Source organism: Streptomyces sp. NPDC055815 (assembly GCF_053616475.1).
Genome location: NZ_JBSHDU010000048.1, coordinates 55307 through 68852, shown reverse-complemented (window position 1 = coordinate 68852; position 13546 = coordinate 55307). Strand labels below are relative to the sequence as shown.

The window sequence follows — 13546 nt, the reverse complement described above, 5'->3', positions numbered from 1 at the left end:
GGGGCGCCGGACGGTTCGAACGGTGCTCGGCTCAGACGTTGACGCCGAAGTCCTGCGCGATGCCGCGCAGACCCGAGGCATACCCCTGGCCGACGGCGCGGAACTTCCACTCCGCACCGTGGCGGTACAGCTCGCCGAAGACCATCGCGGTCTCGGTCGAGGCGTCCTCGGAGAGGTCGTACCGGGCGATCTCGGCGCCGCCGGCCTGGTTCACGACGCGGATGAACGCGTTGCGCACCTGGCCGAAGGACTGCTGGCGGTTCTCGGCGTCGTAGATCGAGACCGGGAAGACGATCTTGGCAACGTCGGCCGGCACACCGGCCAGGTTGACCTTGACCTGCTCGTCGTCGCCCTCGCCCTCGCCGGTGAGGTTGTCACCGGTGTGCTCGACGGAACCGTCGGCGCTCTTCAGGTTGTTGAAGAAGACGAAGTCCTGGTCGTTGCGCACCTTGCCGGCCTCGCTCACCAGGATGGCGCTGGCGTCGAGGTCGAAGTCCGTACCGGTGGTGGTGCGGACGTCCCAGCCCAGACCGACGGTCACGGCGGTGAGGCCAGGGGCCTCCTTGGTCAGCGAGACGTTGCCGCCCTTGCTGAGGCTGACTCCCACGAGTCCCTCCATAGGTTTCCAGGGGCAGCGCCCCCAGTCGTGCGTTGGCATCGGATCAACGTCTGGATCCTAGTGACGGGTTCCCGGTCGAAACAGTCGATTCGCCCGGTGAATCCGAGGGTGTCGGGAACGATTCGGCCCCGCGGGCGCTCAGAGGGCGTCGAGGGCCTTGAGGTGGTCGCCGAGGTCACGGGCGTCCGACAGGGTGTTCACGACGGTCCAGCGGACCACGCCCGCCTTGTCGATGACGAAGCTGCCGCGGACCGCGCAGCCCTTCTCCTCGTCGAGGACGCCGTAGGCCCGGGAGGCCTCGCCGTGCGGCCAGAAGTCGGAGAGCAGCGGGAACTCGAGCTCCTCCTGGTCGCCGAAGACGCGGAGGGTGTGGATGGAGTCGTTGGAGACGGCGAGGAGCTGGGTGTCGTCGTTGACGAACGCCGCGAGGTGGTCGCGGAGCTCGCGCAGCTCACCGGTGCAGACGCCGGTGAAGGCGAAGGGGTAGAAGAACAGCACCACGTTCTTCTCGCCGCGGAAGTCGGAGAGGCGCACGGTCCGGCCGTGGTTGTCCTTGAGCTCGAATTCCGGGGCCTGGGTGCCGACCTCGATCGCCATCGCGTACGCGTCCCTTTCGACGGGTCCCGGGGGCTTGGGCCGTATCGGTGAACCCGGGTGGCACCCACCCTACGGCCTGCGCACGAAAGCCCCCGCCGGCGGACCGGCGGGGGCTTCTCGCAGCGTGGTGATCAGCGCTTGGGGGCGGCCAGGCGGGTGCCCGTCCAGTCCTTGGCGACGCTGATGCTCTTGGTCTGGGAGAGACCCGCTGTCTGCGCGGCATCCTGGATGTCGGACGGCTCGATGTAGCCGTCGCGGCCGGTCTTCGGGGTCAGCAGCCAGATGTTGCCGCCGTCCTCCAGAAGACCGATGGCGTCCACCAGGGCGTCGGTGAGATCGCCGTCCTCGTCCCGGAACCACAGCACGACGACGTCGGCGACGTCGTCGTAGTCCTCGTCCACGAGGTCGGCTCCGATGACGGACTCGATGCCTTCACGGAGATCCTGGTCGACGTCGTCGTCGTAGCCGATCTCCTGGACCACCTGTCCGGGCTCGAACCCCAGCCTCGCTGCCGGGTTGGTCCGCTCCTCCGCGTGGTCCGCGGTCGCGCTCACGGCTTGCCTCCTGCTCATTCGGAAAATCCTGTGGGCCGCGCGTATGCGCGCGGCGCTGGCCGTAGTCCACACGTGCCGGGGCGGATCGCGCAAGTACCCGGCCGCCGAGACCGCCGAAACGGTGACGTTTGGGGCCGTCTCGCCGCAACTTCCGGCATCGTCGGACCCTCCTCCGCGATCAGGCACACATGGTTCGTCCCGTTTTGCTGACGTCTGCGGTTTCAGTCTGCCGAACGCCCGGACGAAACGCATGCGCGGGTTGGGCGTAAGGTTGCGATTTGACCGCACGCAACAGCCGGATCGACCGCACCGGACATCTGAGAGGGCAGGGCGAGGCACCCCCCGGGGGTTACCCCTCGGAAAATGTGACGTCTGGCGTCGGCGGGGTACACGATGGACATCCCCACCAGCCCGTGGCCCCGTGGGCACCACCGAACAGCGAAGGAAGAGCGTGGCTCCCGGATCCGATCGCAACCCGATCATCATTGGCGGCCTTCCCAGCCAGGTCCCGGATTTCGACCCGGAAGAGACCCAGGAATGGCTCGACTCCCTCGACGCCGCCGTCGACGAGCGGGGCCGTGAGCGGGCCCGCTACCTCATGCTCCGGCTGATCGAGCGGGCCCGCGAGAAGCGCGTGGCCGTGCCCGAGATGCGCAGCACGGACTACGTCAACACCATCGCCACCAAGGACGAGCCGTTCTTCCCCGGCAACGAGGAGATCGAGCGCAAGGTCCTCAACGCCACCCGGTGGAACGCGGCCGTGATGGTCTCGCGCGCCCAGCGCCCGGGCATCGGCGTCGGCGGTCACATCGCCACCTTCGCCTCCTCGGCCTCCCTGTACGACGTCGGCTTCAACCACTTCTTCCGCGGCAAGGACGAGGGCGACGGCGGCGACCAGATCTTCTTCCAGGGGCACGCCTCCCCCGGCATCTACGCCCGCGCGTACCTCCTCGACCGGCTGGACGCGACGCAGCTCGACGCCTTCCGCCAGGAGAAGTCGAAGTTCCCGAACGGCCTGTCGTCGTACCCGCACCCGCGGCTGATGCCGGACTTCTGGGAGTTCCCGACCGTGTCGATGGGCCTCGGCCCGCTCGGCGCGATCTACCAGGCGCGGATGAACCGGTACATGGAGGCGCGCGGCATCGCCGACACCTCCAAGTCGCACGTCTGGGCGTTCCTCGGCGACGGCGAGATGGACGAGGTCGAGTCGCTCGGCCAGCTCTCCATCGCTGCCCGTGAGGGCCTGGACAACCTCACCTTCGTCGTCAACTGCAACCTCCAGCGGCTCGACGGCCCGGTCCGCGGCAACGGCAAGATCATCCAGGAGCTGGAGTCGACCTTCCGTGGCAACGGCTGGAACGTCATCAAGCTGATCTGGGACCGCTCCTGGGACCCGCTGCTCGCGCAGGACCGCGACGGCATCCTGGTCAACAAGCTCAACACCACCCCGGACGGCCAGTTCCAGACGTACGCCACGGAGACCGGCGGCTACATCCGCGACCACTTCTTCGGCGACGACCACCGGCTGCGGGCCATGGTCGAGGGCATGTCGGACCAGCAGGTCCTGCACCTGGGCCGCGGCGGTCACGACCACAAGAAGATCTACGCGGCCTACGCGGCGGCGAAGGCCCACGCCGGCCAGCCGACCGTGATCCTCGCGCAGACCGTCAAGGGCTGGACGCTCGGCCCGAACTTCGAGGGCCGCAACGCGACCCACCAGATGAAGAAGCTGACGGTCGACGACCTCAAGCGCTTCCGCGACCGGCTGCACATCCCGGTGACGGACCGGCAGCTGGAGGAGGGCCTCCCGCCGTACTACCACCCGGGCCGGGACTCCGAGGAGATCCAGTACATGCACGACCGCCGCAAGGCGCTGGGCGGGTACGTCCCCACCCGCGTCGTGCGCGCGAAGCCGCTGGTCCTCCCCGACGACAAGGCCTACGCGGCCGCCAAGAAGGGCTCGGGGCAGCAGTCGATCGCCACCACGATGGCCTTCGTCCGCATCCTGAAGGACCTCATGCGGGACAAGGAGATCGGCAAGCGCTTCGTGCTGATCGCCCCCGACGAGTACCGCACCTTCGGCATGGACGCGTTCTTCCCGAGCGCCAAGATCTACAACCCGCTGGGCCAGCAGTACGAGGCGGTGGACCGCGAACTCCTCCTCGCCTACAAGGAGTCGCCGAGCGGCCAGATGCTGCACGACGGCATCTCCGAGGCCGGCTGCACGGCCTCGCTGATCGCCGCCGGCTCGGCGTACGCCACGCACGGCGAGCCGCTGATCCCGGTGTACGTCTTCTACTCGATGTTCGGCTTCCAGCGGACCGGCGACCAGTTCTGGCAGATGTCCGACCAGCTGGCGCGCGGCTTCGTGCTCGGCGCCACCGCCGGCCGGACGACGCTGACCGGCGAGGGCCTCCAGCACGCCGACGGCCACTCGCACCTCCTGGCCTCGACCAACCCGGCCTGCATCGCCTACGACCCGGCGTTCGGCTTCGAGATCGCGCACATCGTCAAGGACGGTCTGCGCCGGATGTACGGCCCCGAGGCCGAGGACGTCTTCTACTACCTGACCGTCTACAACGAGCCGATCCAGCACCCGGCCGAGCCGGAGAACGTGGACGTCGACGGCATCCTCCAGGGCATCCACCGCCTCAAGGCCGGCGAGGCGGGCACGATCCCGGCGCAGATCATGGCCTCGGGCGTCGCCGTGCCGTGGGCGATCGAGGCGCAGCGGATCCTCGCCGAGGAGTGGAACGTCAAGGCCGACGTCTGGTCCGCGACCTCCTGGACCGAGCTGCGCCGCGAGGCCGTGGCCGTCGAGGAGCACAACCTGCTCCACCCGGACGAGGAGCAGCGCGTCCCGTACGTGACCCGCAAGCTCCAGGGCGCCGAGGGCCCGTTCGTCGCGGTCTCGGACTGGATGCGCACGGTGCCGGACCAGATCTCCCGCTGGGTCCCCGGCTCGTACACCTCGCTGGGCGCGGACGGCTTCGGCTTCGCGGACACGCGCGGCGCGGCCCGCCGGTACTTCCACATCGACGCGCAGTCGATCGTGCTGGCGGTGCTGACCGAGCTCGCCCGCGAGGGCAAGGTCGAGCGCTCGGCCCTGAAGCAGGCCGTGGACCGCTACCAGCTGCTCGACGTCGCGGCCGCCGACCCGGGCGCGGCGGGCGGCGACGCCTGACGGCTGACGGCTGACGGCTGACGGACAGTAGGTAGGCCGGTTCGGTCGGGCGTTCGTTTTGGCTGGTGAGGGCGGTGGGACGTGGGTCCCGCCGCCCTTCGTCATTCCCTCCATTCCTTACGATGCCGGTCATGCCCGTCATGAAGCTGCGCTGGGAAGAGCGCACCCAGACACCGCTCCTGGTGCTCGCGGTCGCGTTCGGCCTCGCCTACGCGGTGCCGATCGTGGCTCCCGGCGCCGAGCCGTGGGTTCATCGGCTCTGCACCCACGTCGAGTGGGTCGTCTGGGGCGCCTTCGCGCTCGACTATCTCGTCCGTCTCGCCCTGGCCCCGGACCGCTGGCGCTTCGTCCGCGGCCATCCGCTGGACCTGCTCGCGGTGATACTGCCGATGGTGCAGCCGCTGCGGCTGCTGCGGGTCGTCTCCACGCTCCTCCTCGTGGGCCGGCGGGCCCGGATGGCCCCGCAGATAACGCTCACCACCTATGTGACGGGCGCGGTGGTCGGGCTGATGATGTTCGGCTCGCTGGCCGTGCTGCACGTGGAACGGGACGCCCCGAACGGCAACATCAAGACGCTCGGGGACGCGGTGTGGTGGTCGTTCACCACGATGACCACGGTCGGCTACGGCGACCACGCCCCGACCACCGGTCTCGGCCGGGTCCTCGCGGTGGGCCTGATGCTCTCGGGCATCGCCCTTCTCGGTGTCGTCACGGCCAACATCGCGGCCTGGTTCATCTCACGCTTCGACCGCGACGACGCGGTGGAGCGCCGGCAGACCGAGCTCCTGGAGGCGCTCACCCGGGAGGTCCGGGAGCTGCGGGCCGAGGTCGCCCGGCTGTCGGCCCCGCCGGAACCTCCGGGGCCTACCGAGCCGCGCGACGTCCCCTCGCCTACCGCTCCCAGAGCTTGAACGCTCTGACCTCGTAGGCCGTCTGCGGCACCCAGGTCCCCCGCCCCGGGTACGTCTCGAACTCCCCCGCCTCCCCGCACTCCGCCGACTGGTACGTGGTGACCGGCCGCCCCGTGCGGTTCGCGAGGGACTGGGCCGAGGTGCCCGGCGGCAGGGCGACGCAGCTGTCGATGTCGGTCGTGGCCAGCTCGTACGTCCACGGCCTGCCCTTGAAGTCGGGCTTGGGCCAGAGACAGAGCCGGCCCGGTCCACAGGCCCCGAGAGCCGTACCCCCGGCGGGTGCGGCGCTCGCCGGTGCGGCGCCCGCGGGTGCGGCGCTCGCGGGTACGGCGCCCGCGGGTACGGCGCCCGCGGGTACGGCGAGGAGGGCGGTCAGGACCGCTGCGATCGCCAGAGCCGTTGTCTTCGTATACATGCTGATGAGCCCCCGTTTCGTCACTCTCTGTAATCACGAGAATGGCCGAGGTCTCCCGGCAACGGAAGAGGGGCCGCCCCCGTTCACGCGAACGGGTGACGGCCCCCTACGGGAACCCTGATGGGCCGATGTCAGATGTGACCGCCCATGCCGCCCGCCTCCGCGTTCTCGCCGCGCTTGGTGAGCGTGGCCACGAGGGCCGCGACGACGGCGACGCCGCCGGCGACGGTGAAGGCCAGGCCCATGCCGTCGAGGAAGGTGTCGTGGATGACCCCGGTGATCTGCTGGAGGAGGCCGGGGGTCATCCCCGGCGCCTGGGCCAGCTCCGGCGGGGTCATGCCGAACTCGGCGGCCTGCTCGAGACGCGGGTCGGCCGGGACGGGGATGCCGGCCTCCTTCCAGTTGCCCGCGAAGGTGTCGGAGACCTTGGAGGACATGACGGCACCGAGCACCGCCGTACCGAGCGCGCCGCCGACCTGCATGGCGGCCTGCTGCAGACCGCCGGCCACGCCGGAGAGCTCGAGGGGGGCGTTGCCGACGATGACCTCGGTCGCGCCGACCATGACCGGGGCGAGGCCCAGGCCGAGCAGGGCGAACCAGAGGGACATGGCGAGGGTGCCGGTGCCGGAGGTGAGCGTGATCATGCCGAACATCGCGACGGCCGTGCAGACCATGCCGCCGACGAGCGGCACGCGCGGCCCGAACTTGGTGATGAGCGCGCCGGCCAGCGGCGAGGAGACGATCATCATCGCGGTCAGCGGCAGCAGGTGCAGACCGGCGTCGACCGGGCCGAGCCCCTTCACGCCCTGGAGGTAGAAGGTCACGAAGAACAGGCCGCCCATGAAGGCGAAGGCCATCAGGACCATCAGCACCACACCGGCCGAGAGCGGCACGGAGCGGAACATGCCCAGCGGGATGAGCGGCTCCTTGACCTTCGTCTCCCAGAAGGCGAAGACCGCGAACAGGGCCACGGCGCCGATCAGGCAGCCCCAGGTGTTGCCGCTCGCCCAGCCCCAGGACTCACCGGCCTTGATGATGCCCCAGATGAGGGCGGCCATGGCGCCGGAGAGCAGCAGGATGCCCAGGAGGTCGAAGGAGCGCGGCGCGTTCTCGGCGCGGTGGTCCTTGAGGATGACGAGGCCGAGCACGAGGGCGAGCACGCCGACCGGCACGTTGATGAAGAAGACGGACTGCCAGCTGACGTGCTCCACGAGGAAGCCGCCGAGGATCGGGCCGCCCGCGGTGGAGGCGCCGATGACCATGCCCCAGATGCCGATGGCCATGTTCAGCTTCTCGGCGGGGAAGGTCGCGCGCAGCAGGCCCAGCGCGGCCGGCATCAGCAGGGCGCCGAAGAGGCCCTGCAGGACGCGGAAGGCGATCACGGCGCCGATGGAGTGCGACAGGCCGATCGCGCCGGAGGCGGCGGCGAAGCCGGCTATGCCGATGAGGAAGGTCTGCCGGTGGCCGAAGCGGTCACCGAGCTTGCCGGCGGTGATCAGGGCGACGGCGAGGGCGAGCAGATAGCCGTTGGTGATCCACTGGACCTGGGCGAGGGTGGCGCCGAGGTCCTCCTTGATGGCCGGGTTGGCGATGGCGACGATCGTGCCGTCGAGCGCGACCATCATCACGCCGACGGCCACGCTGAAGAGCGTCAACCACGGGTGGCCGCGCAGTCCTTTCGCCGGGACCGGAGCGGGTTCCCGGGTGTCCCCCTGACCCTGCGGGGCCTTTTCCACGGTGGTCTGACTAGTCATGAGAAGGAGGCTAATGACAGTCACTGACAATTGACAAAGCGATTCACGCGTCGGTAACTGTCACGTAGCTCACAGGTACGCTGAGCAGGACGAAATGCCTGGAAAGAGGACCTCTACGTGACCCTGCCCGTGTCCCTGCCCGGACTGCGCGAGCGGAAGAAGCAGCGCACGCGCGACGCACTCACCCGGGTCGCCCTGGAGCTCTTCACCACCCGGGGGTACGAGCGGACCACCGTCGACGAGATCGTCGACGCCGTGGAGGTCTCCCAGCGCACCTTCTTCCGGTACTTCTCCTCCAAGGAGGAGGTCGCCTTCGCCGTCCAGCAGATGGTGGAGGAGCGCTTCGTGGAGGCGCTCGGGCAGCGGCCCCCGGACGAGGCGCCCCTCGACGCGATGCGCAACGCCGTCCTGTGCGCCTGGGACACCATCGGCGAGGCGATCGCCGAGGTCGTCCCCGTCGAGCTGCACCTGCGCACGTACCGCATGATCGAGTCGACGCCCGCGCTGCTCGCCGTCCATCTGCGCCGCTCCACGGAGATGGAGGAGACCGTCGCCCGGATCATCGCCGCGCGCGAGGGCCTCGACGTCGACGAGGACCCCCGTCCCCGGATCGCCGTGGCGGCGTTCAGCGGGGTGATGCGGGTCACCGGCCAGATGTGGGGCCGCGGCACGGACCAGAGCCTGGAGGCCATCCGCGCGCTGACCGAGGAGTACCTCGACCACCTCGGCCCGGCGCTCGCCCCGCACTGGCGGGACGCCCCCTAGGACGCTGCAGGTCCGGTGCCGTCATCTTCGCCCCGTAGGGTGGCCGCCCGTGACCTCCGTCGACTCCTCGCCCGCCCTCGTCGCCACGCGCGCGCTCCTCGCCGTCGCCGTCGTGTTCGTGCTCCTCGCGACCACCGGGTGGACCACCATCCGGCACCAGCCGGCGCCCTGGGCGTCCCGCGAGGCCGCGCTCGCCGCCTGGGCGCGCGACCGGATCGACGCCCGTCCGCTGCCCGACCCGGGCGCCCCGGCCCGTACCGTCGCCGCCTTCTTCGCCGCACTCGCCCCGGTGGACGGCGCCCGGCTCGCCGCCCGGCACCCGCTCGTCGTCGGCAACCTCGACGGCGCCCCGATCGCCCTGCGCTACCGGGCCAACCGGATCAGCCTCGCGCGCGCGTACGCCGCCGAGCGCGGCCGCGTCGACGACACCAGGCTCTCCGCCGAGGGCCGGCACGAGGCCCGGCGCCGCGTCGACCGCTTCGCCTCGCTCATGCGGCCCGGCCGACAGGTCCTCGCCTTCGACCCGACCGGTACGGGACGGGCCGCCGAAGTCCTCGGGGACCTGGAGCGGGCCCGGCGCGTCTCGGTGATCGTGCCCGGCGTCGACACCAACCTGCTCACCTTCCAGAAGACCCACCGCCGGTACGCCGCCCCCGCCGGCATGGCCGAGGCCCTCTACGCCGCCGAGCGGCAGGCCTCGCCCCGCGCGCGCGTGGCGGTGGTCGCCTGGGCCGACTACACCGCGCCCGCCGGGATCGGCGTCGACGCGATGACCGGCCGGCTCGCCGAGGAAGGCGCCGTCCGCCTGGTCGGCCTCACGGAGTCGCTGCCGTCGCACGCGCGCGTGGCGCTCTTCTGCCACAGCTACGGCTCCGTGCTCTGCGGGGTCGCCGCGCGCCGGCTGCCCGCCCGGGTCACCGACGTCGCCGTGGCCGGCAGCCCCGGGATGCGGGTCGAGCGGGCGGCCGAACTCGACAGCCCCGCGCGCGTGTGGGCCATGCGGGACGCCGACGACTGGATCGCCGACGTGCCGCACCTGACGGTCGGCGGGGTCGGGCACGGTGCCGACCCCGTCGCGCCGGAGTTCGGCGCCCGGGTGCTCTCCGCGCGCGGGGCGGTCGGCCACGGCGGCTATTTCGAGCCTGGTACGGAGAGCCTCGGCAACTTCGCGGCCATAGGGGTCGGGGCCTACCCGAAGCTGGTCTGCGCACGTGCCGACAGCGCTTGCCGCGACGGAATATCCGGCACGGAAGGGCTCTGACGCGCGTAGATCACGCAATTTCGGGACCTTTCACAGGGGCGACGCAGGGGCACACGCCGCTTACGATGAGGCGTATGGGTGATGTGCTGGCCGGAATTCATGCCACCTGGGAGCTCGAGAGCGACGCCCTCGTCATCCGCTTCGATCGGGGGATCCGCACGCCGAAGCTGTTCTCCGCGCTGCGCGAGAGACGGGTACCGCACGAGGCGCTGGCGTCGGTGACGCTCACGCCGGGCAAGCGGGGCACCGTCGTGCTGCACGCCGTGCCGAGGCCCGGCGCCGATCCGCTGATGGAGGCGGCCGCGGGGCAGCTCAAGGAGGGCAGCGATCCGTACCGCCTGGTCATCCCGGCGGAGCGCGAGACGCTCGCCGAGGAGTACCGGGACGAGCTGCGGGCGCTCCTCGCGTCGCACCCGGGGGCCGCGGGGGCCGCCGGGTACGAGGACGAGGTGTACGACGCCGGGGGTGTCGCGCCCTCCGAGCGGTTCCTGGTGGCGCCGCCGCCGGGGCCGCAGTCCTTCAAGGCGTACGACGGGAAGGCCAGCTTCGACGGGACCTCCGAGGTCGCGTTCCGCTGGTCCTGGACGGGGGCGTCCACCGAGAAGTGGCGGTCCGGCGATCAGGTCTTTCCCGTACGGGACCTCTGCGGGGTCGAATGGCGCTCGCCCGACGGCGTCGACGGGTACCTGCGGCTGGTGCCGCGGGGCGGCGGGCCCCGGTCCGAGCGGCCCGACCAGGACCCGGCGTGCGTCGTCTTCGGCCGGTACGGGCCCGTGTACGAGTCCCTGACCTTCGCCGCGTCGGTCCTCGCCGCGATCCGGGGCAAGGACCGGACGCCGGTGGCCGTGCCTGTGCCCGTTCCCGTGCCCGTCGTGGGGGCGGGGGATCCTGGGGCGGTGGCTGAAAGGATTCGGCATTTGGGGGAGCTGCATCGGGCGGGGCTTGTTACGGATGCGGAGTTCTCGGCGAAGAAGGCGGAACTCCTGGCGGAGCTCTGAGCGGCTGGGCCTCGGCCCGCCGGGCCTCGCGGGCCTCGCGGGCCTCGCTCGGTGCTGGGCCCGCGACCCTGCTGGGCATCGGCCCGCGCCCGTGTGGGCAATCGTCCCGTTGGGCGGGACGGGTGGGCACACGGGACGGCGCCCTCCAGCGGCGCCTCCGCCTTCCGAGCCTGGACCCGCACCGGATGCGCGGTGCACGACGTGGTGCGGGTTCAAGCGCGGGAGCCTCTGGCGCCAGCAGGGGCGCCGTTCCGTTGTGCCCACCCGTTCCGCCCCTTGCGGAACGCCTGCCCACAACGGGGCCGCGCCGTCCGCGGGTGGGCTCCGCCCCAGCGGAACGATTGCCCACAACGGGGCGGGGTCATACCTCGGTATCACCTCTTGGCCCAGTCCTCGGTATGACGCCGCTGGACAGGGCCTCTGCCTAGGCTGAGGGCGTCATGGGTATTGCATCGCGGCCCGAGCCGCCCACCGGTTTCCCGTCCGTCGTCGTCCGGGTGCGGGACGTGTTCCAGGGGCTGGGGGGCGCGCTCACCACCCCGGCCTCGCCGGGCGCGCCGCTTCTCGCGGGGGCCTCGGGGCGGTGGGTGCGGCTGCTGCCGTACGTCGTCGCCCTGGCGTTCAGTGCCGCGCTCCTCCCCTCCACCGTCCTGCTCCTCGTCAACGACTACGGCGTCAACGGCGCGCTCGCCGGCGCCCTCGGCACCGCCCAGGCCGCGCCGCTGCTGCTCGCCGTCACCCGCCCCCTCCAGGCCTGGTGGATCGTGTTCGCCGCCGATGTGCTCGGCGCGCTCGTGCTGCTCGGCTCGGACGGTCCCCGCGCGGAGATGTGGCCGTGGACCCCGCCGGTCGTCATCGGCTACTGCGCCCTCATGGTGGCGCTCGGGCTGCGCGAGTCCCGCCGGGCGCTGTTCGGGGTGTGGCTGGCCACCGGCGTGGCGGGTTTCGTCCTGGAGGCCTTCCGGCCCGCCGGGATGACCAGCCTGCACGTCCTGCTGCTCGTCCTGAGCGGCGTGCTGCTGCTGCTCACCTCGGCGGTCCGCGCCCGCGGCGACGCGCAGCGGCGGCTCGCCGAGCAGGAGACCATCAGCGAGGCCGAGCGGGCCCACCGCACCCTCCTGGAGGAGCGGGCCAGGATCGCGCGCGAGCTGCACGACGTCGTCGCCCACCACATGTCCGTGATCACCGTCCAGGCGGACTCGGCGCCGTACCGCATCCCCGAGCTCCCGGACGCGGCCCGCGAGGAGTTCGCGTCGATCGCCACCAGTGCCCGCGAGTCGCTCGCCGAGATGCGCCGGCTGCTCTCCGTCCTCCGCAGTGACGGCAGCGAGGGCGAGCGCGCCCCGCAGCCGGGCCTCGACCGGGTGCAGCAGCTCGTCGAGGCGACCGTACGCGCGGGCGTGCCGGCGGAGCTGCGGATCGCCGCCGATCTCGGGGAGCTGCCGCAGGCCGTGGACCTCTCCGCGTACCGGATCGTGCAGGAGGCCCTGGCGAACGTGGTGCGGCACGCGCCGGGGGCCTCGACCCGTGTGTCCGTACGGGCCGAGGACGGGTGGCTGAACGTCCTCGTCGTCAACGGGCCCTCCCTGGAGGAGCGTTCCGCCGTCGAGCGCGGCGCCCCCGGCACCGGGCACGGGCTCGTCGGCATGCGGGAGCGCGTACGGTTGACCGGCGGCTCCCTGGACACCGGGCCGCTGCCGGACGGCGGCTTCCGGGTCGCGGCCCGGCTTCCCCTGCGTACGAAGGACACCGAGTGACCATCCGCGTGATCATCGTCGACGACCAGGCCATGGTGCGGGCCGGTTTCGCCGCGCTCCTCGCCGCGCAGCCCGACATCGACGTGGTCGGCGAGGCACCGGACGGGCGGCAGGGCGTGGACGTGGCGCGCTCGACGCATCCGGACGTGGTCCTGATGGACGTGCGGATGCCGGAGCTGGACGGGCTCGCGGCGGCCCGGGAGATCCTGCACCCGCCGGCCGGGGTCACCCACCGGCCGAAGGTGCTGATGCTGACCACCTTCGACGTCGACGACTACGTGTACGAGGCGCTGCGCGCGGGTGCGTCCGGCTTCCTCCTCAAGGACGCGCCGCCGGCCGATCTCATCGCGGCGGTACGGGTGGTGGCGGCGGGCGAGGCGCTGCTCGCCCCGTCCGTGACCCGCCGCCTCATCGCCGATTTCGCGGCCTCGCGGCCCGCTCCCCGCCGGGACACCACGGCGCTGCGCCTGAACGGGCTCACCCCGCGCGAGACGGAGGTCCTGGAGCTGATCGCCCGGGGTCTGTCCAACCAGGAGATCGCGGACAGCCTGGTCCTCGCCGAGCAGACGGTGAAGACCCACATCGGCCGGGTCCTCGCCAAGCTGGACCTGCGCGACCGCGCGCAGGCGGTGGTCTTCGCGTACGAGTCGGGCCTGGTCACGCCCGGCGCCTAGCCGGCAGGGCCGGAGGCTCCTGCCAGCCCCCGGGGGAAAACCCCACCCTCCACCTGG

Annotated in this window: 12 protein-coding genes; 7 read left to right on the top strand and 5 right to left on the bottom strand. The window is 71.6% G+C overall.

Going from position 1 to position 13546, the window contains the following annotated elements; all coding sequences use genetic code 11:
* Nucleotides 1–31 precede the first annotated feature (31 nt).
* From ACWGN5_RS27275 to ACWGN5_RS27265, 3 genes are all read right to left on the bottom strand, one after another.
* Nucleotides 32–607: a TerD family protein gene (locus ACWGN5_RS27275; RefSeq protein WP_030495317.1), complete on the bottom strand. Its 576-nt coding sequence runs from the start codon at nucleotides 605–607 to the stop codon at nucleotides 32–34.
* 150 nt (nucleotides 608–757) lie between these two features.
* Nucleotides 758–1216 carry a peroxiredoxin gene (locus ACWGN5_RS27270; RefSeq protein ID WP_453519806.1) on the bottom strand — a complete coding sequence of 153 codons (459 nt, stop codon included), beginning with the start codon at nucleotides 1214–1216 and terminating at the stop codon, nucleotides 758–760.
* 131 nt (nucleotides 1217–1347) lie between these two features.
* The gene (locus ACWGN5_RS27265) at nucleotides 1348–1770 is read right to left on the bottom strand and encodes a DUF3052 domain-containing protein (protein ID WP_225799709.1); all 423 of its coding nucleotides are present in this window, start codon (nucleotides 1768–1770) and stop codon (nucleotides 1348–1350) included.
* 451 nt (nucleotides 1771–2221) lie between these two features.
* Between ACWGN5_RS27265 and aceE the strand changes: the two genes are divergently transcribed.
* Nucleotides 2222–4954, top strand: a complete 2733-nt coding sequence (gene aceE / locus ACWGN5_RS27260) for a pyruvate dehydrogenase (acetyl-transferring), homodimeric type (protein ID WP_453519803.1) — start codon at nucleotides 2222–2224, stop codon at nucleotides 4952–4954.
* A 140-nt stretch (nucleotides 4955–5094) separates the two neighbouring features.
* The gene (locus ACWGN5_RS27255; protein ID WP_453519815.1) at nucleotides 5095–5865 is read left to right on the top strand and encodes a potassium channel family protein; all 771 of its coding nucleotides are present in this window, start codon (nucleotides 5095–5097) and stop codon (nucleotides 5863–5865) included.
* Here the strand turns inward: ACWGN5_RS27255 and ACWGN5_RS27250 are convergent.
* Together ACWGN5_RS27250 and ACWGN5_RS27245 are read right to left on the bottom strand one after the other, a co-directional pair.
* Nucleotides 5846–6280, bottom strand: a complete 435-nt coding sequence (locus tag ACWGN5_RS27250) for a peptidase inhibitor family I36 protein (protein ID WP_453519801.1) — start codon at nucleotides 6278–6280, stop codon at nucleotides 5846–5848. The genes ACWGN5_RS27255 and ACWGN5_RS27250 overlap by 20 nt on opposite strands.
* A gap of 131 nt (nucleotides 6281–6411) precedes the next feature.
* The gene (locus ACWGN5_RS27245; protein ID WP_453519798.1) at nucleotides 6412–8034 is read right to left on the bottom strand and encodes an MFS transporter; all 1623 of its coding nucleotides are present in this window, start codon (nucleotides 8032–8034) and stop codon (nucleotides 6412–6414) included.
* Nucleotides 8035–8163: 129 nt separating this feature from the next.
* On the opposite strand from ACWGN5_RS27245, the gene ACWGN5_RS27240 reads away from it, so the two are divergent.
* The 5 genes from ACWGN5_RS27240 (at nucleotide 8164) to ACWGN5_RS27220 (ending at nucleotide 13489) form a co-directional block, all read left to right on the top strand.
* Entirely contained in the window at nucleotides 8164–8799 is a 636-nt protein-coding gene (locus tag ACWGN5_RS27240) for a TetR family transcriptional regulator (RefSeq protein ID WP_453519812.1), read from the top strand.
* Between the two features lie 49 nt (nucleotides 8800–8848).
* On the top strand, nucleotides 8849–10060 hold the full coding sequence (locus tag ACWGN5_RS27235; RefSeq protein WP_453519797.1) for an alpha/beta hydrolase: 1212 nt from the start codon (nucleotides 8849–8851) through the stop codon (nucleotides 10058–10060).
* A gap of 74 nt (nucleotides 10061–10134) precedes the next feature.
* On the top strand, nucleotides 10135–11058 hold the full coding sequence (locus ACWGN5_RS27230; protein WP_453519796.1) for a DUF4429 domain-containing protein: 924 nt from the start codon (nucleotides 10135–10137) through the stop codon (nucleotides 11056–11058).
* 440 nt (nucleotides 11059–11498) lie between these two features.
* Entirely contained in the window at nucleotides 11499–12815 is a 1317-nt protein-coding gene (locus ACWGN5_RS27225; RefSeq protein WP_453519795.1) for a sensor histidine kinase, read from the top strand.
* Nucleotides 12812–13489 (top strand): response regulator, encoded by a 678-nt coding sequence (locus ACWGN5_RS27220; RefSeq protein WP_369144046.1) that lies wholly within the window; start codon nucleotides 12812–12814, stop codon nucleotides 13487–13489. Before ACWGN5_RS27225 ends, ACWGN5_RS27220 begins: the two co-directional genes overlap by 4 nt.
* Nucleotides 13490–13546: the final 57 nt, after the last annotated feature.

Coding starts and splice junctions, on each gene's coding strand:
- ACWGN5_RS27270 (WP_453519806.1), bottom strand. CDS start 1,216: ATGGCGATCGAGGTCGGCACCCAGGCCCCGGAATTCGAGCTCAAGGAC.
- ACWGN5_RS27255 (WP_453519815.1), top strand. CDS start 5,095: ATGAAGCTGCGCTGGGAAGAGCGCACCCAGACACCGCTCCTGGTGCTC.
- ACWGN5_RS27250 (WP_453519801.1), bottom strand. CDS start 6,280: ATGTATACGAAGACAACGGCTCTGGCGATCGCAGCGGTCCTGACCGCC.
- ACWGN5_RS27245 (WP_453519798.1), bottom strand. CDS start 8,034: ATGACTAGTCAGACCACCGTGGAAAAGGCCCCGCAGGGTCAGGGGGAC.
- ACWGN5_RS27230 (WP_453519796.1), top strand. CDS start 10,135: ATGGGTGATGTGCTGGCCGGAATTCATGCCACCTGGGAGCTCGAGAGC.
- ACWGN5_RS27225 (WP_453519795.1), top strand. CDS start 11,499: ATGGGTATTGCATCGCGGCCCGAGCCGCCCACCGGTTTCCCGTCCGTC.